Below are 24,123 nucleotides of genomic sequence, written 5' to 3'. Positions count from 1 at the left end.
GCCCCACGGCGTCGGCGGACCCGCCCCGCCGTCAGCGGTCCGCGGACCCGCCGAGCGGCTGCAGGCCGCGTCCGGCCGGGGGCAGGAGCAGTCGGTCAGGTGCACCGGTGAAGACGCCGGCGTGTGGGTCCTCCGCCACCCCCGGGGCGATCTCGGGGGCGCCCTGGTCGAGGGCGGTGCGGCGCACCGGGTCACGGGCGGGGTCCAGGACGTCCTTGACCACCGTGGTCATGAGCCACACGAGGGCGACGATGTGCGCCACGATCCCCGAGGCGTACCAGGCGGTGATCCACCAGGCGCCGCCGGCGAACGCCCCGTCGGAGGTGATGCGCGCCGACTCCATCCACACCCCGCCCCAGTGGTAGACCTCCACGGCCTGCCAGACCCAGAACGCGCGCCACCGCGGCGTCGCGAGGACCACGAGCGGGATCAGCCACATCACGAACTGCGGCGAGTACACCTTCCCCCACAGGATGAAGGACGCCACGATCAGGAAGCACAGCTGGGCCATGCGCGGACGGTGCCGCGCCGCGAGGGCGAGGTAGGCGATCCCCACGCAGCACACCAGGAACAGGCCGTTCTGAAGCGTCGTGAACGTCTCCCCGGACCATCCTGTCCAGGCCAGCGCCAGCCAAGTCGAGGAGAAGGAGACCGCGCGGTCCCCCGAGAACGTGTAGAAGCGCGACCACTGGTCGAACGCCGTCAGCATGAACGGGAGGTTCACCGCGAGCCAGGCCGCGGCCCCGGCCAGGGCCGCCTTCACGAACCCGGCCCAGCGGCCCGTGCGCAGCGCCAGCACGAAGATCGCGCCGAAGAAGAACAGCGGGTAGAGCTTCGTGGCGGTGCCGAGCCCGATGAGCAGGCCGGCGAGGGTCGGACGGCCCGCCGTCCACGCCCACAGGGCCAGGGCGGCCAGCATCACGGCCCACAGGTCCCAGTTGAGCATCGAGGTCAGGATGATCCCCGGGGCCAGGGCCACGAGCAGGGCGTCCCGGGAGCGACCGCGGGCGGTGTACGCGGTCGCGACGACCAGCACGATCCAGCAGAGCACCACGCCGATCGCGTTCACGTCGAAGTAGGTCACGGTGCGCTCGTGCAGGTCGCCGGAGGCGGGCACGAGCCACATGGTCACACCCGCGACCACGGCCAGCAACGCCGGGTACTCCATCCACTGCTCGGGCGGCAGCGGCGTGTAGAAGGGGAAGTGGCCGTCCGAGAGGCCGCGCGTGGGGAACAGCTGGGCGAAGTCCGAATAGCACATGTGCGCGTGGACGCCGGGGGCCGCCCAGCCGTTCACGCGGCACCACTGCTTGGTCAGCACGCCGACGGCGGCGGCCACCACGGTCAGGCCGACGAGCAGGCCGACCCAGCGGGCGCTCGGGCGGGTCGGGGCGGGACTGCGGGGGTGGGAGGTCACGGTCTCTCCTGGGGGATGCGGGTGGACGAGGAGGCGGGGTGCGCGGCGGTCGACGGCGGCCCGTCGGGCGGTGCGTCCGGCGGCACGCCCGCCTCCGGAGGCGTCGACGACGCCGCCTCGGCCCGCGGCTCGACCACCTCCAGGGGAGGACGCCGCCGCCCGGGGAACAGGGGCGCGGTGACGGGATCGCGGTGGATGATCCATCCGATCCCCGCGAGCATCAGGACGAGGGTGAACACGCGGACGGCCAGGACCGGCAGCCACTGTGCCACCGAGAGCTGGTCCACCACGCCGACGCCGGTGAGCAGCAGCACCGCGAGCGCGGTGACCCACCCGAGCCAGCGGGGATGGTCGGCGCCCCACGGCAGCGGGCGGAGGGCGCACGCCAGCAGCGGCAGGACCCAGAGCAGGTACCACGGCTGGATGATCGGGGCGGTGGCGACGGCCACCACGAGCACGGCCGCCGCGCTGAACACCGGGTCCAGGGGGCGGCGGCGCAGGGCCAGCCACGCCGTGAAGCCGAGGGCCGCCACCGTCATCACGGTGTAGAAGGCCGCGGCCACGTCGCGCGCCCCCAGGGGCGTCACGGCTTCGACGACCGCGCCGAGCAGCAGGCCGAGCAGGCCCACGGGAGCGTACGGGAACGCCGCGTCCCCGCTCGTGAGCATGGCCGGCACCCAGCCGAACCAGAGGCCGGAGCCGGCGCCGAGGATCGTGAGGACGGCCAGGGAGATCACCGCCGTCGTGAACCACGGGCCGAGCCGGTCCCGCCGGCGCAGGCGCGGATCGGCCGCGCGGAACCGGGCCCAGCCGGTGGGCAGGAGCAGGGCCACGAAGGGCAGCACCAAAGCTGTCAGGGGCTTGATCGCGACGGACAGGGCGATCAGCACGATCCCCCACAGCGCATGCACGCGGCGGCGGGGCGGGCGGACCATGAGCAGGATGCCCGCGAGCATCAGCCCCGACATCAGAGCGTCATTGTGCGCGCCGGCGATCATGTAGAGCAGGAACAACGGGTTCGCCACGGCCACCCACGTGGCCCACGGCCCGCACCGGCCCGCGACGGCGGCCAGCCGCGGCACCGCCCACAGGCACAGTGCCAGGCCCGCCAGGGCGAGGAGGCGGAACGCCGTGACGGACAGTTCGATGCTGCCGCCCGTGGCCCGCCACGTCGTCTCGGCGAACAGCAGGAACAGCGGCCCGTAGGGGGACGGGGACTCGGCCCAGATGGAGTCCGCCCCCTGCATGAACCAGCCGGGCAGGGCGGACACGCCCTGCGAGTACGGGTCGAGACCCGACGCGAGGAGCCGGCCCTGCTGGAGGTAGGAGAACACATCGCGGGAGAAGATCGGCAGCGCGAGCATCAGCGGGGCGGACCACCACCAGGCGGCGTGGGCCACCAGCCGGCCGTGCTCCTCCCAGCGGCCCCGCAGCGCGCGGCCCAGCTCGAGCCAGGATCGGACGAGGAGCAGCGAGCCGGCGGCCAGCAGCACGGTGCTGAGCAGCACGCCGGGCAGGTAGACCCGCAGCGGGTTGAGCAGGGTGGTGCCGGAGAACACCGAGTCGGGCGTCATCGGCAGCCATCCCACGCCCCAGGAGCCCGCCGTGATGAGCACGGACGCCCACGTGCCCCGGCGGACGGCCGCCTCCGGCTGGGGCTGCGCCGCCACGCGGCTCGGACGGGGCCGCCGGGCGCCGGTCGTCGCGGGGGCGGCGGGCCTCACTCCCCCGGCTCCACGGGGCGCGGGGCGCCACGGAGCCGGGCCAGGCCGGCGCGCACGGCGGGGCGCACGTGCCAGCGGTCCTTCACGAACCGGCTGGTGCGGCGGTCCACGACGAGGATCCACAGCAGACACACGGCGGAGACGATCAGGGACATGGCCTTGACCTGGTCCGCGATGTCCAGGAACTGCCAGGTGAAGAGCTGGTCCGACGCGCCGAAGGCCAGGAAGTAGCCGACCGTGAACACGACCCACTTGATCTGCCAGTTGTCCCGGATGCCGATCACGGCGAAGAACGGGAGCAGCCACAGCAGGTACCAGGGCTGGATGATCGGCGAGAGGATCACCAGCGCGGTGAACGCCCAGGTCATGCGTGTCATCACGCGGTCCTGGCGGCCGAGGAACATCAGGGCCAGCACGATGAGCACCGAGAGCACGCGTCCGGCGGTCTTGTACACGCCCTCGACGGCCTGCACGTCCGCCCCCTGCCCGAGGAGCTCGCTCACCCCCACCGTGATGAGGGACAGCATGCCGATCGGCCCCCACGGCACGGTGCCCGTGCCCGTGCCGACCATGACGGCCACCCAGCCGAAGCCGAAGCCGTTGAGCACGCCCACCAGGGCCATGAGGCCGAAGGAGATCCCGGCGGTGAGGGCCCAGAAGGCGAACCGGCGCAGCCATCGGGCCGTCGGGCCGGCCCACAGCAGGCCGATGAACGGGAGCAGCACGAGGGTGATGGGCTTGATGCCCAGGGAGAGGGTGACCAGCACGACGCCGGCCACCCCCCACACGACGGACTGCCCCGGCCGCTGGGGGCGGAGCGGATGCCCGGCGCGCAGCGCGCACCACGTGCCGGCCAGGGCGAGGCCGACCATGAGGGCGTCGTTGTGCCCGGACGCGACGAAGCTGATGGTGAAGAGCGGGTTGGCGGCGCTGATCCACTGCGCCCACGCTCCGTTCACGCCCAGCCGGCGGGCCAGCAGCGGCACGAAGACCATGATCAGCGCGACGCCGGCCACCGCCACCAGGCGGAACAGGAAGATCGCGAGGTCCGGGTTCATGTCCCCCGAGATCGCGACGACGGCCTGCTCGATCCAGAGGAAGATCGGACCGTACGGGGTCTCGGAGTCCGCCCAGGTGGCGTCCGCTCCGAGCTGGAACCAGTTGGACAGCGAGGAGATCGTGTCCACGTAGGGGTCCTGCCCCGCCTCCATGAGACGGCCCTGTCCCACGTAGGCGAAGATGTCCCGGCTGAAGATCGGCAGGGCGACGACCTGGGGCAGGCACCACAGGACGGTGGCGAGGTTGACCGTGCGCAGGGCGCCGCGGCCGAAGGGGCGGATCGTCTGGCCCAGGCGCAGCCAGGCCCAGAACATCACCCAGCAGCCGAGGGTGAGGAGCGCCGTGCCGGCGAGCACGCCGGTCTCCTGGGTGCGCCACGGGATCAGCCACTGCCAGCGGTTGATCGGGGAGGCCGAGGCCAGCCAGCCGACGGAGTAGGAGCCCACCACGAGGAGCAGGGAGCCGAGGGTCCCCACCAGGATGGGCCACCAGTCCGCGCCGGCGACCTGGGGGTCCGCGCGGAGGCCGCCGACTCCGACGTACTCCGGCCGGTGGGCCGTGGACCCGGACGGACGCGGGGTCGACACGCTCATGCGACGGGTCCTTCCGTGCGGTCCTGCGAGGGCGCGCGAGGGCGCGGCTCGCTCGAATCTACCATCGAGACACGCGAGTAACCTGGGGGCATGAGCGAGACGAGCACCCCCGCGCCGGAGAGCGCCCCCCTGGTCTGGATCGACTGCGAGATGACCGGCCTGCACCCCCAGGTCGACGAGCTCGTCGAGGTGGCGGTGCTCATCACGGACGCCGAGCTGAACATCCTGGACGAAGGCATCGACCTGGTGATCCGTCCCTCCGCGGCGGCCCTGGAGCAGATGGATCCCTTCGTCCGGGACATGCACACCACCTCCGGCCTGCTGCCGGAGCTGGCGGAGGGCCTCGAGCTCGACGACGCCGCCGCGCGCGTCCTCGAGTACATCGCCGCCCGCGTGCCCGCCGGCAAGGGCCTGCTGGCCGGCAACACGGTGGGCCAGGACAAGCTGTTCCTCGCCCGCTACATGCCCGCCGTCGTCGACCACCTGCACTACCGGATCGTGGACGTGTCCACCGTGAAGGAGCTGGCCCGGCGCTGGTACCCGCGCGCCTACTACCAGGCCCCCGCCAAGACCGGCGGCCATCGCGCCCTCGGGGACATCAAGGACTCCATCACCGAGCTGCGCTACTACCGGGCGGCCGTCATGGCCCCCGCCCCCGGCCCCACCACGGAGGAGGCTCGCGCCATCGCGGAGGTGGTGTCCGGGGCGCAGGCCTGAGCCTGCGGGCCGGTCCCCCGTCACCCCCGCTCCCCGATTCGGCGCTGCGCGGGATCTGGTGTACTGTAGAGCCCGCTGCGCCGCGCGGATCCGTCCGTGTGAGGCAGGCATGGTGGGCGTAGCTCAGTCGGCAGAGCGTCTGGTTGTGGTCCAGAAGGTCGCGGGTTCAATCCCCGTCGCTCACCCCAATGCAAGTCCCAGCGTTTCGGCGCTGGGACTTGCCACTTTTCAGCGTATTGCCTGGTCAGAGACTGTTCGTCCCTGGTGCGCAGTGGTGATCCGATCGCCCCGCTCTCGTCTCGTGGTGGTGCGCGATGGTGACGTCACCGAGCACTCCGGTCACGTTTCAGCGCCCGCAGCAACGTCGTGTGGGCGACGCCGAGATCACGGGCCACTGCCCTGGCGCTTGCCCCGCCATCGATCGCCGCACGAGCACCGTTCAACTCCTCGTCGCTGAGCGCACGGTTGTGACTGCGAACCTTCACCCCGGCGACCGCCAGCCGCTTGCGGACAGTCTGAACGTGGAGCGTGTGCTTGGTCGCGATCTCCACCTGTGTCAGCCCGTTGGCGTAGTCGATGACGATCGGCAGAAGCGCCGTCACCGGGACCGAGCCTGAGCTCTCGACCAAGCCCGCATCTCCGCCCTGCGAACCCACCCGAGACGATGACACCCCTCCACTCACACGTGCCCGTCGAATACCCCGGCTGCCGCGTTGCTTTCGCCTCTCACCGGAGTCCATGAGGCCTTGGAGGTCGGGGTCGCGCCGTACCAGGTCGATCAGTCGAGTCAAGGCAGGCGTGGGATGAGTGAGCTTGTCGAGGAGCAGCCTGACACTCTCCAGATCAGCCACTGCCTCTTGATCGTCGGAGCCGTCGTTCACCATGCCTACATTCTCCTCCCTGCGCTCAGCCCGGCTAGGAGACCGTGGATGCCGCACCTTCCACCTACGCTCGACATATGAGAGTCCGCGTCTACATCGACGGGTACAACCTGTACTACGGCGGTCGCGGCTTGTGCGGTCGCTCGACGCCCGGATGGCGTTTGGCGCGATCTGAAGGCACTTGCCTCCGATCTGATCACCACACACTCCCGCTGGCAAGGCCCGATCATCGAGACCGTCACCTACTGCACTGAGCGCGTGAGCGGAGCCAGCAACCCCGTCGGCCAACGCGAACAGGACGTCTACTTGCGTGCGCTGGAACGCTCCGGCCCAGCCACTCGAATCAGCTACGGCAACTACGTCGCGCGGGTTGCCACGGCACCGCTCGCGACCGCCGGCCGGAACGGCAAGCCGGTCATCAGTCATTCGCAGTGGCCGCTGATGGTGCAGGATGGAGCCGAGCAAGACGTTCCCGATGCTCGGTTCATGGCCTCCGTCGCCCGCCGAGAAGAGAAGGGCTCCGACGTCAACGTTGCCTCACACTTGCTCATCGGATTGCTCACCGAGCGAGTGGATGCTGCTGTGGTGATCTCCAACGGCAGCGACCTGGCTTACCCCGTCACCTACGTGCGAGGTCGAGTGCCGATCGGGCTCGTCAACCCCACCAAGGGCTATCGCGCCGGCAAGCTGGCTGGCGCGCATACCGACGGCGTCGGCAACCACTGGTGGTACCAGATGCAGCCCTCCGACTGGTACACGCACCAGCTCTCGTCGACCATCGGGCCGCGCATCATCAAGCCACAAGAGTGGTAGCCGTGGTCGTCGTGCTGCTACGCTTGGGGCACACCACCCGGCCCCTCTGGGGCAGGGTTTTCTCGTCTCCACGCCTCCGCTGGCCCCTCGACGGACTTCCGCATACGGAGTCACAAGCGGCGGAATGACCCGCCCAGAATCTTGGCGCAGATCGGCGGCCTGCGGGGTTGTGGGCGGTTCAACAGAGCGAGGAGAACGCGTCGATTCGGGCCTGTCGGCACCGACTGCGACAATCTCACCATGGCAGGCATCCGCACCGACAACGTCCCGCGCACCGTCGACGGGCCGTCCGTAGTTGCTGCGGCGTCCGCCTTGATGCTGCTCCCGGAGAACGCGTCGAGACACCTACGCCTGCACCGGATGGCGGCTCTCGGCATGGCGCTTGAGGACCGGCAGATCTCCGCCGCAAGTTCCAGTGCTATCCGCGCACTGCTGAAGATCGACGACGTCGGCGGTCCGGATGTCCTTCGACAAGAAGACCCCTACTCCGACGTCCTTGTGCAGAGCATCGATTTCGCCGGCGGCCCATACCTTGTCTCGTCGGGCAGCGGGGACCACACAGTGGCTGACGTCACGAACCTGATCGACGCGATGCTCCGTGAGCGTTGGATGGATAACGACCTCTACCAACCAGCATTCCGGCTGGTTCACAGCCTGCTCATCATCAGCGACCTTGTGCTGAGGCGGGCCGGCCTCCAGCGCGGCACACTGCCGCGGGGCTCCGCACGGACGCCCGTCGACGTTCCCGGAGCGGCGAGACTGAAAGAACTCGCTTCTGCCGCGTTCATCTCGAGCGACGACCTCGACTCGTACGACCCGTGGCTACGTATGGTCATCGACACCTTCGCGCTCGATCCGGGAACCCTCACCGAACCCTGTGAGGACGACATCACAGATGACCGTCTCCACATGTATCCGTTCCTCCGCCTGGACGACGGGTACCGGGTGGTGCTCCCCCTCGATCTGCTCGTGACGATGCGCTTCCACTTCTTGCGATTCGCGAAGCAGGCCGGCCAGCTCGAGGAGTTGGGACGGAGGTGGCGAACCGCCGCGCTCTCTCGCGTCATGCGCCTGCTCGACCCCGACAGGACCGCAGTTCTCCTCGAAGAGGACGACCTGGTCACCAGGTACCTGTTGCCGATCGATGACAGACGCGACCTTCATGTCGTGCTCGCAACCGACCCGCTGACCGACTGGGATACCAACGTCTGGGGCCACATGCACGACACCCAGGCCGTGCTGGCGCGCCTTGCCCACCTCATGGCGCCCGAGGAGCGCCGCACGTACTCGAGCGCCTCGACGCTCCTGCACCTGGTCATCAGCGACAGCCCGGGCGGAGGCGCATTCTGGGGCGTCCCCAACATCAACGAGGCCGACCCGATGCTCATCGTCAGGTCAGACGACCTCGAGGTCATGCTTCATCACGAGCCCGATGGGCCGTTGGGCCTACTCCTCTTCGCCGAAGCGCAGGACAGGCGCCCCGGGGATGCACTTGTAACCGACATCCTCGACGAGTTCAGCGTCTACGAGGAGTCCGAGAAGTCGTTCTACTTCTCGGACGGGCCGCAGCCGACCTTCACGGTGTTCCAAACCGGAGAGGCGCTTGCGCCTCGTGCCAAGTATCAACTCGAAGTAGACAGGCACGGAGTCGTGCCGCCGCTTGACCCTAAAATCATCGTCCCTGCCCAACGCAGATATCGAAGCGACTGCCCCGGCATCTACATGGTCGACCCCCGCAGCCCCTTTCGAGGCTATGTGGTCGAACTGACCACCAGCAGCGTATTCGTCACTGTCGACCTGGACGACGACGGCCCGATAGGTGTCGAGGCCGACCTCATGGAGTCCGCTGCCTACTGGGTCTGGGAATGCGCAAACCGTGTCGGCGTTGTAACGACCGATCGAACCGTTGAACTCGTACTCAAGTTGTCCTCGCCCGAGTCGTGGCGCCGGCCGAACGGCTGGTTGCAGTCTGACCCTGCGGTGCGCGTTTCCCCTTGCGCAAGTGGTTTCAACTTCGAGATCACCGAGACGTTCGTTGCTCTCTTACGAGAGGAAGACAACCTTGCCGAGCGCGAGCTGGTCTCAGCGTTGCTTGAAAGTCTGTTCGCTGTGGCGGTAGCCGATCTACCAAAGGTCTTGGATCGGGTCGCGCCGACCGGTTCCAAGCGCATGCTCAACGCTTTCGATCAAGGTCAAGCGCCTGACATGTGGGCAAAGGGGCTGCCTCGCCCGCTGACAGGACACTCCCAAGTCACCGCGCAATTGCTCGACGACCTAGGCGACTGGCTCCGTTCGACGTCTGGCGGCAACTTCCCAACAGGCGGTTTTGACGGGAACGACCGCGTCGCTGCCCTCAATGCGGCCGTTAAATATCTTTTTGATCGCCTCGAAAGCGAGATTGTTGTCTACGAGCCTCGCGGCCTGCTCGATTACCTGATCGCGCAGAACGAGTCGCTTCTCCACAATGCCAAGTTCCTCCGCATCATGCTCCGTGCGCGAATCGCGTGCTTCGGAGAGAACTCTGAGGCGGCCACCGATCTCGTTGAGGAGCGCAAAGCGAGTGCTTCTGCGCAGCGCGCCAACCGGTTCCTGATCGAGTACGTCGCAGCGCGTCCGCCGACCGGCACAGAACAGCTCCAAACGCGCGACTACTACGGACTGCTCAGCATTGCGAGGGAGATCGCCGAACGAGGAACAGCTTCAGACTTCCTCCATCACCGCCTAGCAGACTTCGAGGTGTCCATCCTCGAGTCGGGGCGCCTCGGAGTAGAGCCGGACCACCCGGTTCACCAAGCGATGGAAACATATGCCGTGAACTCTGGCTCCCGATCACTCCGTGAGGCCCAAGCCGACGACTCGGTTGACGACTCGACTGAAGAATCGAATACATTCGATTTCGCCGAGTTCCTCGCAACGAGTATCGAGGCAACGCGGGCAGAGTTCGGATTCACCTTCGACGAGCTGCGCGAGGTATGTGGGGGTCTGCTGGATCTCGGGGCCGCCGACCAGGTGAATCGCGTCGACCGAACGCGTGCCATCGCCGAGATCTCGAGCAGCAAGGGCCTGACCGCAGAGACCATCGAACGGGTTCTCGACAAGATCACGCTTGTCCCCAGGGCGTCGTTCATGTCGATTGGGTACGACGCGGTGCCGTGGCGGTTCAACCGAGACATGTCGTACGTCCGGCGACCCGTCGTCCAGCAAGGACCAGACCTCGTCTTTGGCTTTCGAACCCTCTACCGGCTTGGGCCCTACTGGGTCGACAATGTTCTCTCCGGACGGCTCCAGGGACGGGCCGAGACCAACGAGATGATCAAGTTCATCTCCCAGACCAGACGCCGAATCAACGACCAGTTCGCGCAACAGGTCGCCCGTAGATTTGATCGCCTCGGCTTCACCACCCGTCTCTCGGTGAAGAAGTTCGGAAAGAAGCGAGTAGCCGACCCGGACGGCAACGACATCGGCGACATCGACGTCTTCGCGTTCCATGAGCCCAGCACCACCATCGTCGCCGTCGAAGCCAAGGACTTTGAGATTGCCCGCACGCCAGTCGAGATCGCCAATGAGGTCGAGAAGCTCTTCACCGGAACGAAGGGCAAGAGATCGACCGTCGAACTCCACTCGCGACGAATCGACTGGCTCCGCGACAACATCGCCATCGTCGCCGCAGACCTGGGCCTCCCCGCAAGCACTCGGGTCAAGGTGTTCGGCGCCGTCGTAACCAGCGAGCCACTGATCATGCCCCTGGTGACGGAGAGCCCGTTCCCCGTCGTCGCCATCGACGACCTCACCACCGAGGCGGTCGGAGTCGACGCGGGACGACAACGATCCCGCCGCAAACGGAGCCGCGGCGGTAGGTAGTCCCTGCCGTCGTCCGCGCAGCCCGCCAGGCATTGCGCAGGTCGCCTGATGAGTCTGCTATCAGCACTACAGCGACATCACCCGCAAGCGGCAACGGGGCTAGGGTCCGAGCAAGAGGCGGCCGTTTCTGGCCGCAATCGCGCCCCACGTCACTCTGGGCGGCTCAACGTGGCGAATGGATGTCGGCACGAGTTGAGCACAGGGCAGCAAGTCGAGGCGGACGACGAGCCAACTTCAACTCATGACCTTCGCTTCGATCAAGGCGGCCCGGACGGCCTGCCGTCCGACACCCAGGCGTCGAGCAATCGCACGCATCGAGACCCCGCCTCGGAACAGGCGAACCACCTCTGCTCGCTCGTCCACGTCCAGCCCCGGCACACGGCGCGGTGTGTTCCGACGGCGCAGATGAGCGAACACCGTCGCGCGGTGGATGCCGTACTTCTCCGCGAGCTCCTGGACGGTTGCGCCCGCGAGATAGTCCCCGACGAGACTGTCGATCTCGGACGCCGTCAGAAGTGTTTGTACCGTCTCGATTCTCCGCACCAGCGGCCCCCGAGAGTCACTCACGGGCGCCTTCGCCCCACGGTGCTGACCCCGGTAGACCCCACGATTCCAGCGGTTGACCAGGGTTCTCGTCCTCTGGGGAATGTTGCTGAAGGTGCTACGGAGGGACCCCACCCGAAGCCCCTGGGATTTCGCGGATTCCGGGGGCTTCTTCGTGTGCTCAGCGACGCCCGGACGCCCGGCGCAGCCGCAGCGCGCCGATGAATCCGAGCACGAGGAACACGGCCGCGATGAGCAGTGCCCAGCGCGTCGCGTCGGCGAAGCCCGCCGTGAGCGCATCCACGGCGGCCCCCGTGTGCTCCCCGAGCGGGCCGAGCTCCCCCTGTGTCCGCAGCTGCGGGATCGTGGTGCCGGCCGAGTCCCGCGTGGCCGAGGCGAGCGAGTCGACCGCCGGGCCGGTGAGGCCGGCGTCGTCCAGGGCCGCGGGCAGCGTGGCGGCCAGGGCGATGGACAGGGTGGCCCCGGCGACCGCGGTGCCGAGGGCCGAGCCGATCTGCCGGACCGTGCTCTGCGTCGCGGAGCCCTGACCCGAGATCTCCACGGGGATGTCCTGGAGGACGGTGCCCATCAGCTGCGCCGAGGCCAGCCCGAGCCCGAGGCCGTACACGACGAGGGGCACGGCGAGCACCACGACGCCGGCCACCTCCAGGCCCAGTCCGATCAGCACGGTGCCCGGGGCGCCGAACCGGGCCGCCAGGTGACGGGCTGCGGCGCCCGAGAGGAACGCGCCCGCGGCCATCGCGGCCAGGACCAGGCCCGCCCCCATCACGTCCAGGCCGAGCGCGTTGATGAGGTAGAGCGACAGCACGAAGATGAGGGCGAACTCGCCGACGGCGACCATGGCCGCGGTGACGTTGCCCCACGAGAACGTGGAGAACGAGAACAGGCCGAGATCGAGCAGGGCCGAGCGGCGCACCGTCTCGCGGTGCCGCTCCCACGCGACGAACAGTCCCAGGGCGGCCACCGCGACCGCGAGCGCGAGGGGGACGATCGAGATCGGCGCGTCCGTGGCCCAGACCCAGCCGAAGATCGTCAAGTCCTCCTTCGGGGTCCACCAGCCGAGGTCCGGGCCCTCGATGACGGCGAACACGAGCGCGCCGAACGCGATGGCGCTGAGCAGGGCGCCGTCGACGTCGACGCCGGGCCGCTTCTTCTCGCCGCGGGTCTCCGGGACGATCAGCAGCGCCGCCACGAAGACGATCGCGCCCAGCGGCAGGTTGACGAGGAAGATCCAGTGCCAGGAGGTCCACTGGGTGAGCGCGCCGCCGGCGAGCGGGCCGATGGCCGCCGCGCCCGAGATCACGGCACCCCACACGCCGAACGCCGCCGCCCGGTGCCGGCCGCGGAACACGGCGTTCACGGTGGAGAGCGTGGAGGGCATGATGAACGCCGCGCCCACGGCCTGGACGGCCCGTACCCCGATCAGCATGCCTCCGCTGGAGGCGGCCGCCGCGAGCAGGCTGCCACCGACAAACACCACGAGCCCGGCGAGGAAGAGCCGCTTGCGACCCCATCGGCCCGCGAGATTGACGGTGGAGAGCAGCAGCGCGGCCAGCAGCACGGCGTAGAGGCTGTTCACCCACTGCGCGTCGGTGAGGTCCAGGTGCAGGTCGGCGATGATGGCGGGCAGGGCGACGCCGCCGGGCATCAACCATTCGACGGGCTCCCGGTCCGCTGCCGGGCGTAGAGTCGGCCGGTGAGGGCGTCGACCCGGCGCCGCACCCCCGCCGACGAGGAGGCCAGCCCATGTCCGTCGTGAAGATCAACGCCATCAGCGTCCCCGAGGGCGCCGGTCCGGAACTCGAGAAGCGGTTCGCCGCCCGCAAGCACGCGGTGGACCAGGAGCCGGGCTTCGAGGGCTTCCAGCTGCTCCGGCCCACCGCGGGCGAGGACCGCTATTTCGTGGTCACGACGTGGGCGTCGGAGGAGGACTTCCAGCGCTGGCGGGACGGGCGCATGCCCGCCGCGCACGCCGCCGAGCAGGGCGGCCGCCCGGCGCCGGTCGCCACGGGCGCCGACCTGCTCGAGTTCGAGGTCGTGGACCTGGGCTGAGCGCCGACGTCGCGATGTCCCCGGCGGTAGGCTGGGGGCTCCCCCGTCCCCCTACCCACGCAGGCCCGCAGCTCGGGCCGGGAAGCGCAGCGCCATGGCCTCCATCCGTCCCATCACCGTCTACGGCGAGCCCGTGCTGCACCGGCGCGCGGCCGAGGTGGAGGTGATCGACGACGAGATCCGCGAGCTGATCGAGGACATGTACGTCACGCAGGACGCCGCGCACGGCGTGGGCCTGGCCGCCCCGCAGGTCGGGGTCGGGCTGCGGATCTTCACGTGGACGTTCCCGGACTCCGGCGACGCGCCGAACGTGGGCCACGTGATCAACCCCGTGCTGACCCACCTGGACAAGGCCCCGCGGGAGGACCCGCACCCGGACGAGCACACCGAGGGCTGCCTCTCGGTGCCCGGGCTCGGCTTCCCCCTGCAGCGCCCGACCCGCGTGCGCCTGTCCGGCCAGCGCGTGGACGGCGAGATGTTCGAGTTCGAGGCCGAGGGCTGGTTCGCGCGCATCATGCAGCACGAGTACGACCACCTCAACGGCACCCTCTACGTGAACCGGCTCGAGGGCAAGTGGCAGCGGCGCTGGAAGCGCGCGCAGCGGGCCGAGCGTCTGAACGTGCCCGGTGTGACGTGGCTGCCCGGCACGGACGAGGACCCCTTCGGCCACGACGCCGACGACCACGAGGACCACGAGCACGGCCCCGACGGCGAGCACGGGGACGACGAGGCCTGAGCCTCGGCTCCACGTCCGACCCGGTCGGCACACGACGACGGCCCGTCCCCTCTGCGGGGACGGGCCGTCGGTCATCGGCGGGTCAGGCCTGCGGGAAGGCGGGGACCTGCTGGCCCGCCATCTTCTCCACCACGCGGATCACCTGGTGCGAGTAGCCGTACTCGTTGTCGTACCAGACGTAGAGGATGGCGTTCTTGCCGTCGTTGTTCACGAGGGTCGCCAGGCCGTCCACGACGCCGGCGCGGTCCGAGCCGACGAAGTCGGTGGACACGACCTCCGGGGAGTCCACGTAGCCGACCTGGCCGCGCAGGGGGCCGGTGAGGGACTCCTGCTTCAGGCGGGCGTTGAGCTCCTCCACCGAGGTGGGCGTGTTCAGCTCGAGGTTCAGGATGGCCATGGACACGTCCGGGGTGGGGACGCGGATGGCGTTGCCGGAGAGCTTGCCCTTGAGCTCGGGCAGGGCCTTGGCCACGGCCTTGGCGGCGCCGGTCTCGGTGAGGACCATGTTCATGCCGGCGGCACGGCCACGACGGGCGCCCTTGTGGAAGTTGTCCACGAGGTTCTGGTCGTTGGTGTATGCGTGCACGGTCTCCACGTGGCCGTGGTCGATGCCGTAGTCGTCCTGGATGACCTTGAGCACCGGGGTGATGCCGTTGGTGGTGCAGGAGGCCGCCGAGACGATCGTGTCCTGGGGCGTGATGTCGTCCGAGTTCACGCCGAACACGATGTTCTTCATCTCGCCCTTGCCCGGGGCGGTCAGCAGGACCTTCGCGGCGCCCTTGGCCTGCAGGTGCTGGGACAGGCCCTCGTCGTCGCGCCAGCGTCCGGTGTTGTCGACGACCAGCGCGTCCTTGATGCCGTAGGAGGCGTAGTCCACCGTGGTCGGGTCGTTCGAGTAGATGACCTGGATCTCGGTGCCGTTGGCGGTGATCACGTCGCGGTCCTCGTCCACCACGATCGTCCCGTCGAACGGGCCGTGGATCGAGTCGCGGCGCAGCAGGGAGGCGCGCTTGATCAGGTCGTCCTCCGAGTTCTTGCGCACGACGACGGCACGCAGGCGCAGCTTGGAGCCACCGCCGGCGTGGTCGAGGAGGATGCGGGCCAGCAGGCGGCCGATGCGACCGAAGCCGTAGAGCACGACGTCCTGGGTCTCGCCCAGGCCCTCACCGGCCTTGCCCTTGACCTCGGCGAGCTCGGCGTCCAGGAAGGCCTGGACATCCTGGCCCGAGGCCTTCTGCTTGGCGGCCAGCTCGGCCAGGTCGACGGTGGCGGCGCCCAGGTCCATCGCAGCCATGGCCTCGACCAGGGGGTAGGTGGACTCGACGCTCAGCGGGGCCTCCTGCACGCGGCGGGCGTAGCGGTGGGCCTTGATGATGTCGATCACGCCGCGGTTCACGAGGGAGCGCCCGTAGATCGAGGTGACCACGTTGTGCTCGCGGTACAGGGTGCCCAGCAGGGGGACCATCTTCTCCGCGAGGTTCTGCTGCGTGTTCCACTCGGGGGTCTGGGTCGAGGCGGTGTCTGCCACGGGAGTCCTTCCTTGAAACCTGGCGGGGCCGTCCTGGGCAGGCCCCATCCCCCGACCTCCTTGTCGGCGGACTCCTCCATTCTAGGTGAGGACGCGTCCGCAGCGGCCCAGCGGTCTCGACGGGGCGTAGACTGGTCGGTCGGGACGGATCGGCGGACGGCCGCGTGCCCCTGCGGGGGTGCGAGGAAAGTCCGGGCACCGCAGAGCAGGATGGTGGACAACATCCACCCGGGGAGACCCGCGGGCCAGTGCCACAGAGAGAAGACCGCCTCCGCGCCGTGTGCGCGGCGGTAAGGGTGAAAGGGTGGTGTAAGAGACCACCAGCGGCCCCGGTGACGGGGCCGGCTCGGTAAACCCCATCCGGTGCAAGGCCGAACAGGACGCGTCACGAGGGCTGCTCGCCCCAGCGTCCGGGTTGGCCGCTCGAGCCCGTCAGCGATGGCGGGCCCAGATGGATGGCCGTCACCTCGCGCGGGGCAACGCGCGCGAGGCACAGAACCCGGCTTACAGCCGGTCCGTCCCGCCTCACGGCCCCCGGCTGGGGTCAGAACCCCTCGTCGTCGAGGATCCGTTCGAACTCGAGCTCCACCACGTGCTCGCGCTCCCGCTTGTCCAGCAGGCGGTACCCGTACGACTCGCCGATCGAGACGACCTTCGCCAAGCTCGGGCGTCGCCGGTCCCGCGGCCATTCGAGCGTCACGCGGTCCTGCCCCGTGAAGGTGCGCTCCCGCAGGCGCTGCTCCACGGCCGAGGCGTGCGTGCGCTCCCGCCCGCTGGAGCGGATCCCGAGCCACACGGCGGCCGCGATCACGAGCAGGACGAACGGGTACACCACGCCGAACACGTTCATGGCGGTCATCGGGCGACTCCTGGGATGCGGGGCGGCTGTGCGGACCCCACCACTGTGCCAGGTCCGGACGACGACGCCGGCCCGGGGCGCCTGGCTAGGCTGGCCCGGTGCTGATCCTGCTGCCGCCCTCCGAGGGCAAGACCGCACCCCGCTCCGGGGCCCCGCTCGACCTCGACGCCCTCGCCCTGGCCGATGACGCCGCGGTGACAGACGCCCGCGCGGACCTGCTCACGCGGCTCGCCGCAGTCTCGGCCGCCCCGGATGCCTTAACGGCCCTCGGCGTCGGGGCGTCGCTCGCCGGCGAGGTCGAGGCGAACACGCGCCTGGCCTCGGCCCCTGCCGCGCCCGGTCACCGGGTGTTCACGGGGGTGCTCTTCGATGCTCTCGACCACGCCGCCCTGTCCTCGGCGGCGAAGCGCCGCGCCCGCACGTCCGTGCTGGTCTTCTCCGCGCTGTTCGGCGCCACCGCGCTGGCGGACCGGATCCCCGCCTTCCGGCTGCCCGTCGGCGCGAAGCTGCCGGGGCTGCCCGGGCTGGCCGCGCACTGGCGCCCCGTGATGACCCCCGCCCTCGACGCGCTCGCCGCGCGGGACGGCGGGCCCGTCGTCGACTGCCGCTCCGGCGGCTATGCGGCCCAGTGGCGGGCACCGGTGGAGCGGACGCTCGCGGTCGACGTGTTCCAGCTGCGCGACGGCGAGCGGACGGTCGTCTCGCACTTCGCCAAGCACACCCGCGGCCTCGTGGCCCGCGCGCTCCTGGAGGCGGGGGCGCGGGAGACCTCGACGCTGGACCGCGTGGCGGACGTGGTCGCACGGGCCGGGGACGGCCCCGGCTGGGAGGTCGAGCTGGCCCGGCCGTCCGGCGCGAAGCCCGGCGCGCTGCGGGTGATCCTGCCCGAGGGGTGATCCCGGAGGAGGCGCGGTCTGCCCGGACGCAGCCTCAGTCCTCGACGGCCACCAGCTCCACCTCGAAGCCGTCCGCGGTCTCGAGGTAGGCGGCGTAGTGGTCCGCTCCCCCGGCGTGCGGGTGGCGGTCCTCGAAGAGCAGGCGGAACCCCCGGCCGCGCGCGGCGGCGGTGAGCTCGTCCACGCGGGAGCGCGATCCGGCCCGGAAGGCCAGGTGGTTCAGGCCCGGGCGGGTGCGCTCGTGGGCGCCCCCGGCGACGTCGGGCCCGGCCTCGAGCACGAGGTACTCCCCCGCGCCCTGGTACGTCCGGCCCTCGGCCCACCCCTGGCCGGGCACGTAGCCGAGCTCACCGAACAGCCAGCCGAGGCTCGTCTCGGCCGCCGCGAGGTCGGCGACCCAGATCTCCACGTGGTGCAGCCGACCCGTGGGCGCGGGCGCCGGGGTCGCATCCTCCGGCGACGCGACGGCGTCGGGCCCGTCCGCCTCCACGGCCCGGACGTCCGCATCGGCGTCGAGGCTGGACTCGGCCACCGCCGACGCGGAGGTCGCGGACGCCTCCGCGGGGGCCGCAACGGGCACCTCGGAGGCGCCGGCGTCCCACTGCTCGCCCCGCGCGCCGGCGTCCATGGCCTCGTTGGAGAGGCGGTCGGCGTCCTTGTTCCGGTTGCGCGGGATCCATTCGTAGGTGACGCGCTCGGGGGGCAGCACGGACCGGGCCTCGGCCGCGAGGCGCCGCATGTCCTCGTGCTTGATCTTCCACCGCCCGGACATCTGCTCCACCACGAGCTTGGAGTCCATCAGCACGTGCACCCGCGCCTCGGGGTCGAGGTCTCGGGCCATCCGCAGCCCGGCCACGAGCCCGGAGTACTCGGCCACGTTGTTCGACGCCTTCCCCAACGGGGCGGCGTCGGTCCGGAGGATCTCGCCCGTGGCCGGGTCGCGCACCAGGGCGCCATAGCCGGCGACGCCGGGGTTGCCCCGCGACCCGCCGTCGGCCTCCACCTGCAGGACTCGTCCGCTCACCGTGCGCCTCCTCGTGTCCGTGGTCGCGCCGTCCGACGCGGCCCCCCACTCTACTGATCGCGCCGGGGGCGGGGCCCGGGGTCAGTCCCGGATGAGGATGGCGCCGGACTCGGGGCAACGGGCGACGGCGGCCGGCGGGAGGGCCCGGATGCGCGCGACCTCCGCGGGCGACAGCTCCGTGCCCGCGGCCGCGGACCGGTTCCCGACGAGCCGGGCCGCGCCGATGCCGCCGTTGCGCTCCCGCGCCTGCTCGTACAGGGCCAGCAACGACGCGGGGAACTCCGCGGCCAACGCCGCCCGGCGCTGGATGAGGTCCCGGCCACGCTGGGTCACGGCCTGCCCCTCGCGGCGCACCTCCGCCGCGCGGGCCTCGACCTCGGCCCGCGCCCGCTCCAGAGCGGCGTGGCCCCTCGAGAGCCGGGACTCGGCGGCGTCGGCGGCCTCCATGGCCTCGAGGGCCGCGGCCTCGTGGTCGTCGAGCAGTGCGGTGAGCGTGTCGTCCTCGTGCTGCATGGCCTGCAGCTCCTTGGGCCCGCCCTGGCCCGTTTCGAGCCGCTCCCGGGTCCGGTCCCGACGGGCGCGGGTGGCGGCGGCCTTCTCGGTGGCCTCGGCCCCCGCCCGGTCGGCGGTGCGGGCGGCGTCCTGCAGACCGGGCAGCGCCTCCTCGAACTCCTGCGCACGGGCGCGCAGCCGGGCGTGCTCCGGGTCCGCCTTGAGCTGACGGACGGCGGCGCGGGCCTGGTCCAGGGCCGTGTCGAGCTCCTGCAGCTCCAGCAGCCGGGCCTGGACGGCCGGCGGTGCGGTGACCTCACTCATGCGTGACTCCCCTCGTCGGCCCGCTCTCCCCCGACCAGGAAGTCCCAGGGGTCGCTGCGGTGATCTGAGAACAGGGTGGTGACGCCCAGTCCCCGCTCCGCCAGGGCGGCCTCCAGGGCGCGGGCGCCGTGCTCGAGCCACAGGGACTCGCTCGCCCAGTGCGAGACGTCCACGAGCGCGGGACGTCCATCCCCCGACACCGCCGTCTCCCGGGCCTCCGAGGCCGGGTGGTGGCGCAGATCGGCGGTCACGTAGACGTCCGCGCCGGACGCGCGGACCGCGTCGAAGAGGCTGTCTCCGGCGCCGCCGCACACGGCGACGCGGCGGATGCGCTGGGCGGGGTCGCCCGCCACGCGCACGCCGCCGGCCGTGGCGGGCAGCGCCGCGTGCACGGCGCGGGCGAAGGCGGCCAGGTCGGTCTCCTCGGGCAGGTCGCCCACCCGGCCGATGCCTTCGGCCCCGGTGCCGGCGGCGGAGGTCGTCAGGGGCGAGAGCGCTCCGGTGACGCCGACGGCACGGGCCAGCACGTCCGAGACGCCGCCCACGACGGCGTCGGCGTTGGTGTGCGCCGCGAGCAGGGCGATGCGGTGCTCGATCAGGGTGTGCAGCAGGCGTCCCTTGGCGGCGGCATGCCCGACGGCGGCGACGGACGAGGTCCCGCGCAGCAGGAGCGGGTGGTGGGTGACCACGAGGTCGGCCCCGCGGGCGACGGCCTCGTCGGCCACGGCCTGCACGGGGTCCAGCGCCCACAGGACGGTCCGCACCGGCGCCTCCGGGCGCCCGGCCACCGGCCCGACGGCGTCCCACGGCTCCGCCAGTTCCCGCGGCCACAGCCCCTGGACGACCTCGAGGACGTGCCCGAGCGTCGGCGGGTGCAGGGCGTGCTCCGGCGAGGCGGGGACAGCGGAACGGGACACGGTCATACCGGCCATGATGGCCCACCCGGCCCGGGCACGCACGACCCGGCGGCCCTGGGTGACGGAACGGGGCGGCGTCGTCGGGAATGAAAAGCGCGGGCCGCGTTGCTGTGCCTGCCATGACCGACTCCCCCCGTACCGAGCCCCTCGGCGCCTCCGGCGCGCCTGCCGACATCCGCGAGCTGACGCTCGCGGGCGGCTGCTTCTGGTGCCTCGACGCCGTCTACCGTCGCGTGCGGGGCGTGCTCGCCGTCGAGTCCGGCTACACCGGAGGCGACGACCCCGCCCCGAGCTACGAGTCCGTGTGCACCGGGACCACCGGCCACGCCGAGGCGGTCCGTGTACGCTTCGACGCCGCCGTCGTGCCGCCCGAGGTGATCATGGACCTGTTCTTCACCGGCCACGACCCCACGTCGTTGAACCGCCAGGGGGCCGACGTCGGCACCCAGTACCGCTCCGCCGTCTTCGCCCACGACGAGGCCGAGGCCCGGTTCTTCGCGGACGAGATCGCCCGGGCACAGGCGAACTATGACAGCCCCATCGTCACACGCGTCGAGCCGGCGTCCGCGTGGCACCCGGCCGAGGACATCCACCAGGACTTCTATGCGCGGCGCCGTTCCAACGGATACTGCCGTGTGGTCATCGATCCGAAGCTCGCGAAGGTGCGCCGGAACTACTCCGCGTGGCTCGTAGACGCCTGAGCGCCGCCGCGGCTCGATAGCCTGACGCAGGAACACCCACTAGATCGCCCGCGCCCCGAGGCGCACCACCACCGGAGGTATCACCATGGCCCGCATCCTTGACGACATCACCCAGGCGGTCGGCAACACGCCCCTGGTCCGGCTGAACCGCCTCGCGAAGGACCTGCCCGGCGACGTCGCCGTGAAGGTCGAGTTCTACAACCCGGCCAACTCGGTGAAGGACCGCATCGGCACCGCCATCGTCGACGCCGCGGAGGCAGCCGGCGAGCTGACCCCCGGCGGCACCATCGTGGAGGGCACCTCGGGCAACACCGGCATCGCCCTGGCCATGGTCGGCGCGGCGCGCGGCTACCGCGTGATCCTGACCATGCCTGAGACCATGTCCACCGAGCGCCGCGTGATGCTCAAGGCATTCGGCGCCGAGATCGTGCTGACCCCCGGTGCAGACGGCATGCGCGGCGCCCTCGAGCGCGCCCAGGAGATCGTCCGCAGCACCCCGAACTCCATCTGGGCCCAGCAGTTCGCGAACCAGGCCAACATCCAGGCCCACTACACGGGCACCGGCCCGGAGATCTGGGACGCGTCCGAGGGCGCCGTGGATGTGTTCATCGCCGGCGTCGGCACCGGCGGCACCATCACGGGCGCGGGCCGGTACCTGCGCGAGCAGAAGCCGGACGTGAAGCTCATCGCCGTCGAGCCGGCCGACTCCCCCATCCTCTCCGGCGGCCAGGCCGGCCCCCACAAGATCCAGGGCATCGGCGCGAACTTCGTGCCCGAGATCCTGGACACCGACCTCTACGACGAGGTCTACCCGGCCACCTTCGAGGAGTCCATCGAGACCGCCCGTCGGCTCGGGACCGAGGAGGGCATCCTCGGCGGCATCTCCACCGGCGCGATCATCTCGGCCGCCCTCAAGGAGGCCGCCAAGCCCGAGTCCGAGGGCAAGCTGATCGTCGCCATCGTGTGTGACTTCGGCGAGCGCTACATCTCCACCGCCCTCTTCGAGGACATCCGCGGCTGACCGCCGCCCGCTCACCGACCGCACCGACCCGAAGGGGCCGCCCGTGGGACTGTTCTCCCGCATCAAGGAAGACATCGCGACCGTCCGCACCCATGACCCGGCGGCGCGCGGTGACCTCGAGGTGGCCCTCGTCTACTCGGGTCTGCACGCCGTGTGGGCGCACCGCGTCGCGCACCGGATGTGGCGGCACGACCGGTTGAAGATGCCCGCCCGCGTGCTCTCGCAGGTCACGCGCGCGGCCACGGGCATCGAGATCCACCCCGGCGCGTCGATCGGTCGTCGGTTCTTCATCGACCACGGCATGGGCGTCGTGATCGGCGAGACCGCGGAGATCGGCGACGACGTGATGCTGTACCACGGGGTCACCCTCGGCGGCCGCTCCCTGGCCAAGGTGAAGCGGCACCCCACGCTGCGCGACGGCGTCGTGGTGGGGGCCGGCGCCAAGATCCTCGGACCCGTCGAGATCGGGGAGGGAACGGCGGTGGGCGCCAACGCCGTCGTCGTGAAGGACACCCCCGCCGACGCGATCGCCACCGGCGTGCCGGCCACCGTCCGCCCGCGCAAGGGCCCGGCCGAGGGCAAGCCGCTCGTGGACCCCGCGGAATACGTGGACCCGGCCCTCTGGATCTGAGGGCCGGGTCCCGCCGGGTCGCCGCCGGAGCAGACGTGCGGGCCGCTCAGGCGGGGATGATGCCTGCGTAGTCTGTGAAGTAGTACTGCACCGGGGTGTGCGGGATCTGCTCCCAGACCTCGGGGTCCGTGGCTCGGACCGCGCCCGTGGCCATGCCGTCCAGGGCGGCGGTGACGGCCAGGATGTTCTGCTGGACGAGCTTGCCCCGCGCCTTCTGGCCGATGCTGCCGTCCCGCGTGTTCCCGGAGGTCTCGAAGAAGATCGCCACGTTCGAGTGCCCGGTGGGGTTCAGGCCGTTCCAGTCCAGGCCCAGCATCATGGCCGAGACCACGCCGCCGCGGATGTCGATCACCGTGTTCTCGCCGACGTCGTAGCGGTCGGTGGCGATGTGTCCGCGGTGCCGCGTGGCGAGCCAGACGTGGCCGGCCATCTGGCGGGCCAGGCGGTCGTACTCGCCCCCGCGGACGTTCGGCAGGGTGGGGCCGCCGGGGGCGAGCGAGACGCCGAGCGAGAGCGTGACATCCTTGCCGGTCTCCCAGTCCTGCTTGAGCCCCTGGTGGTGGATGTCCAGCGCGAACTCGGGCTTGACCATCGTCCAGTACTCGTACCAGGCGCGGGACTCGCGGGCCTCGAACCGCCCCACGCCCCAGTCGCGGTTCAGGTCCACGGTGCGCGGACGCCCGCGCTCGTCGAGCAGCGGGGAGTCGGCGGTGCGGTCCCAGAGCGTGGTCGTCCGGCTGTTCGCCTCGGAGCCGTCCGGGTTGTACATCGGGATCACGTGGACCGTGAACTCCTCACGCATCCGACGGTAGGTGGCTGAGCCATTGCCGCCGAGTGTCGCCAGGACATCCAGCGTGGCGTCGAGGCCGTAGGGCTCGTTGCCGTGGATCCGACCCTGCAGCCACACATGGCGCGGGCCGTGGCCCACGACGGCGACGTACAGTTCGCGTCCCTGCTCGGAGCGCGAATCGGCGGTGCCGATCTCGGCCAGCGTGGTCACCCGGACCTCGCCGCGCGTCGTGCGCTCAAGCTTGTGGAGTTCGCGGATCATGTCCGCCATGTTCCGGATCGCATCCATCGGCGGGGTGTCGGACGGGGTGGGCAGGGAACCGGCCGCGGAAGCGGCGGGTGCGACGACGAGCGGCAGGCCCGCGGCGGAGGCGAGCACGCTCAGGGCGGAGCGACGCGACAACGAGGAGGTGAGGGGCGAGGTCATGCCGGGAGGCTACCACGCCTGTGAGATTCATCACTCTTGTCTGGGGTCTCATCGCCCCACGACACAGCCCCACCACCCGGAGGCCCGGGCGGCGGGG

At 70.7% G+C, this 24,123-nt stretch carries 21 protein-coding genes, 1 tRNA gene and 1 other RNA gene; 11 read left to right on the top strand and 12 right to left on the bottom strand.

Going from position 1 to position 24,123, the window contains the following annotated elements; all coding sequences use genetic code 11:
• Positions 1-31: 31 nt before the first annotated feature.
• The 3 genes from AC3RKA_RS04685 to mptB (AC3RKA_RS04675) are packed head-to-tail and all read right to left on the bottom strand — an operon-like array spanning position 32 to position 4,793.
• Entirely contained in the window at positions 32-1,417 is a 1,386-nt protein-coding gene (locus AC3RKA_RS04685) for a glycosyltransferase family 87 protein (RefSeq protein WP_489727575.1), read from the bottom strand.
• A complete protein-coding gene (gene mptB / locus AC3RKA_RS04680; protein WP_489727574.1) occupies positions 1,414-3,087 on the bottom strand; it encodes a polyprenol phosphomannose-dependent alpha 1,6 mannosyltransferase MptB in 1,674 nt (557 codons plus the stop codon). The genes AC3RKA_RS04685 and mptB (AC3RKA_RS04680) overlap by 4 nt, the downstream gene beginning before the upstream one ends.
• Positions 3,088-3,137: 50 nt before the next feature.
• The gene (mptB, locus tag AC3RKA_RS04675) at positions 3,138-4,793 is read right to left on the bottom strand and encodes a polyprenol phosphomannose-dependent alpha 1,6 mannosyltransferase MptB (protein ID WP_489727573.1); all 1,656 of its coding nucleotides are present in this window, start codon (positions 4,791-4,793) and stop codon (positions 3,138-3,140) included.
• A gap of 90 nt (positions 4,794-4,883) precedes the next feature.
• Here mptB (AC3RKA_RS04675) and orn point away from each other — a divergent pair, with 90 nt between their 5' ends.
• Together orn and AC3RKA_RS04665 are read left to right on the top strand one after the other, a co-directional pair.
• On the top strand, positions 4,884-5,510 hold the full coding sequence (orn, locus tag AC3RKA_RS04670) for an oligoribonuclease (protein WP_002857127.1): 627 nt from the start codon (positions 4,884-4,886) through the stop codon (positions 5,508-5,510).
• Between the two features lie 112 nt (positions 5,511-5,622).
• Positions 5,623-5,698 (top strand) — tRNA-His (locus tag AC3RKA_RS04665).
• A 135-nt stretch (positions 5,699-5,833) separates the two neighbouring features.
• On the opposite strand, the gene AC3RKA_RS04660 is transcribed toward AC3RKA_RS04665, so the two are convergent.
• A complete protein-coding gene (locus AC3RKA_RS04660; protein ID WP_489727572.1) occupies positions 5,834-6,394 on the bottom strand; it encodes a hypothetical protein in 561 nt (186 codons plus the stop codon).
• Between the two features lie 255 nt (positions 6,395-6,649).
• On the opposite strand from AC3RKA_RS04660, the gene AC3RKA_RS04655 reads away from it, so the two are divergent.
• The gene (locus AC3RKA_RS04655) at positions 6,650-7,204 is read left to right on the top strand and encodes a PIN domain-containing protein (protein ID WP_489727571.1); all 555 of its coding nucleotides are present in this window, start codon (positions 6,650-6,652) and stop codon (positions 7,202-7,204) included.
• 240 nt (positions 7,205-7,444) lie between these two features.
• On the top strand, positions 7,445-11,065 hold the full coding sequence (locus tag AC3RKA_RS04650) for a hypothetical protein (RefSeq protein WP_489727570.1): 3,621 nt from the start codon (positions 7,445-7,447) through the stop codon (positions 11,063-11,065).
• Positions 11,066-11,299: 234 nt separating this feature from the next.
• Here AC3RKA_RS04650 and AC3RKA_RS04645 read toward each other — a convergent pair whose 3' ends face one another.
• Together AC3RKA_RS04645 and AC3RKA_RS04640 are read right to left on the bottom strand one after the other, a co-directional pair.
• Positions 11,300-11,608, bottom strand: coding sequence for a helix-turn-helix domain-containing protein (locus tag AC3RKA_RS04645; RefSeq protein WP_489727569.1), 309 nt, complete (start codon positions 11,606-11,608; stop codon positions 11,300-11,302).
• Between the two features lie 181 nt (positions 11,609-11,789).
• Positions 11,790-13,277 carry an MFS transporter gene (locus AC3RKA_RS04640; RefSeq protein WP_489727568.1) on the bottom strand — a complete coding sequence of 496 codons (1,488 nt, stop codon included), beginning with the start codon at positions 13,275-13,277 and terminating at the stop codon, positions 11,790-11,792.
• 98 nt (positions 13,278-13,375) lie between these two features.
• Here AC3RKA_RS04640 and AC3RKA_RS04635 point away from each other — a divergent pair, with 98 nt between their 5' ends.
• Positions 13,376-13,681 carry an antibiotic biosynthesis monooxygenase family protein gene (locus tag AC3RKA_RS04635; RefSeq protein ID WP_010078879.1) on the top strand — a complete coding sequence of 102 codons (306 nt, stop codon included), beginning with the start codon at positions 13,376-13,378 and terminating at the stop codon, positions 13,679-13,681.
• Positions 13,682-13,775: 94 nt separating this feature from the next.
• Entirely contained in the window at positions 13,776-14,417 is a 642-nt protein-coding gene (gene def / locus AC3RKA_RS04630; RefSeq protein ID WP_126860526.1) for a peptide deformylase, read from the top strand.
• An 82-nt stretch (positions 14,418-14,499) separates the two neighbouring features.
• On the opposite strand, the gene AC3RKA_RS04625 is transcribed toward def, so the two are convergent.
• Positions 14,500-15,945 carry a glyceraldehyde-3-phosphate dehydrogenase gene (locus AC3RKA_RS04625; RefSeq protein ID WP_049159239.1) on the bottom strand — a complete coding sequence of 482 codons (1,446 nt, stop codon included), beginning with the start codon at positions 15,943-15,945 and terminating at the stop codon, positions 14,500-14,502.
• 144 nt (positions 15,946-16,089) lie between these two features.
• Here AC3RKA_RS04625 and rnpB point away from each other — a divergent pair.
• Positions 16,090-16,468, top strand: an RNA gene (gene rnpB, locus AC3RKA_RS04620) — RNase P RNA component class A.
• A gap of 21 nt (positions 16,469-16,489) precedes the next feature.
• On the opposite strand, the gene AC3RKA_RS04615 is transcribed toward rnpB, so the two are convergent.
• Positions 16,490-16,804: a hypothetical protein gene (locus AC3RKA_RS04615; protein ID WP_002856827.1), complete on the bottom strand. Its 315-nt coding sequence runs from the start codon at positions 16,802-16,804 to the stop codon at positions 16,490-16,492.
• A 98-nt stretch (positions 16,805-16,902) separates the two neighbouring features.
• On the opposite strand from AC3RKA_RS04615, the gene AC3RKA_RS04610 reads away from it, so the two are divergent.
• Positions 16,903-17,700: a YaaA family protein gene (locus AC3RKA_RS04610; RefSeq protein ID WP_002856828.1), complete on the top strand. Its 798-nt coding sequence runs from the start codon at positions 16,903-16,905 to the stop codon at positions 17,698-17,700.
• Between the two features lie 34 nt (positions 17,701-17,734).
• On the opposite strand, the gene AC3RKA_RS04605 is transcribed toward AC3RKA_RS04610, so the two are convergent.
• From AC3RKA_RS04605 to AC3RKA_RS04595, 3 genes are all read right to left on the bottom strand, one after another.
• Complete coding sequence (locus AC3RKA_RS04605) at positions 17,735-18,724, bottom strand: reverse transcriptase-like protein (RefSeq protein WP_002856830.1); 990 nt, start codon at positions 18,722-18,724, stop codon at positions 17,735-17,737.
• An 81-nt stretch (positions 18,725-18,805) separates the two neighbouring features.
• Positions 18,806-19,540 carry a zinc ribbon domain-containing protein gene (locus AC3RKA_RS04600; RefSeq protein ID WP_002856832.1) on the bottom strand — a complete coding sequence of 245 codons (735 nt, stop codon included), beginning with the start codon at positions 19,538-19,540 and terminating at the stop codon, positions 18,806-18,808.
• Positions 19,537-20,463, bottom strand: coding sequence for a Nif3-like dinuclear metal center hexameric protein (locus AC3RKA_RS04595; protein WP_002856834.1), 927 nt, complete (start codon positions 20,461-20,463; stop codon positions 19,537-19,539). Before AC3RKA_RS04595 ends, AC3RKA_RS04600 begins: the two co-directional genes overlap by 4 nt.
• Before the next feature lie 113 nt (positions 20,464-20,576).
• On the opposite strand from AC3RKA_RS04595, the gene msrA reads away from it, so the two are divergent.
• The 3 genes from msrA (at position 20,577) to epsC (ending at position 22,810) form a co-directional block, all read left to right on the top strand.
• Positions 20,577-21,158 carry a peptide-methionine (S)-S-oxide reductase MsrA gene (gene msrA, locus AC3RKA_RS04590; protein ID WP_002856836.1) on the top strand — a complete coding sequence of 194 codons (582 nt, stop codon included), beginning with the start codon at positions 20,577-20,579 and terminating at the stop codon, positions 21,156-21,158.
• 85 nt (positions 21,159-21,243) lie between these two features.
• Positions 21,244-22,179 (top strand): cysteine synthase A, encoded by a 936-nt coding sequence (gene cysK, locus AC3RKA_RS04585; protein ID WP_002856838.1) that lies wholly within the window; start codon positions 21,244-21,246, stop codon positions 22,177-22,179.
• A 43-nt stretch (positions 22,180-22,222) separates the two neighbouring features.
• Positions 22,223-22,810 carry a serine O-acetyltransferase EpsC gene (epsC, locus tag AC3RKA_RS04580; RefSeq protein WP_002856840.1) on the top strand — a complete coding sequence of 196 codons (588 nt, stop codon included), beginning with the start codon at positions 22,223-22,225 and terminating at the stop codon, positions 22,808-22,810.
• 46 nt (positions 22,811-22,856) lie between these two features.
• Here epsC and AC3RKA_RS04575 read toward each other — a convergent pair whose 3' ends face one another.
• Positions 22,857-24,026, bottom strand: coding sequence for a M14 family zinc carboxypeptidase (locus AC3RKA_RS04575; protein ID WP_002856842.1), 1,170 nt, complete (start codon positions 24,024-24,026; stop codon positions 22,857-22,859).
• Positions 24,027-24,123: the final 97 nt, after the last annotated feature.

The sequence above is a fragment of the Micrococcus sp. iso_229 genome, from assembly GCF_058072725.1.
This window is presented reverse-complemented; position numbering and strand designations above follow the sequence as displayed.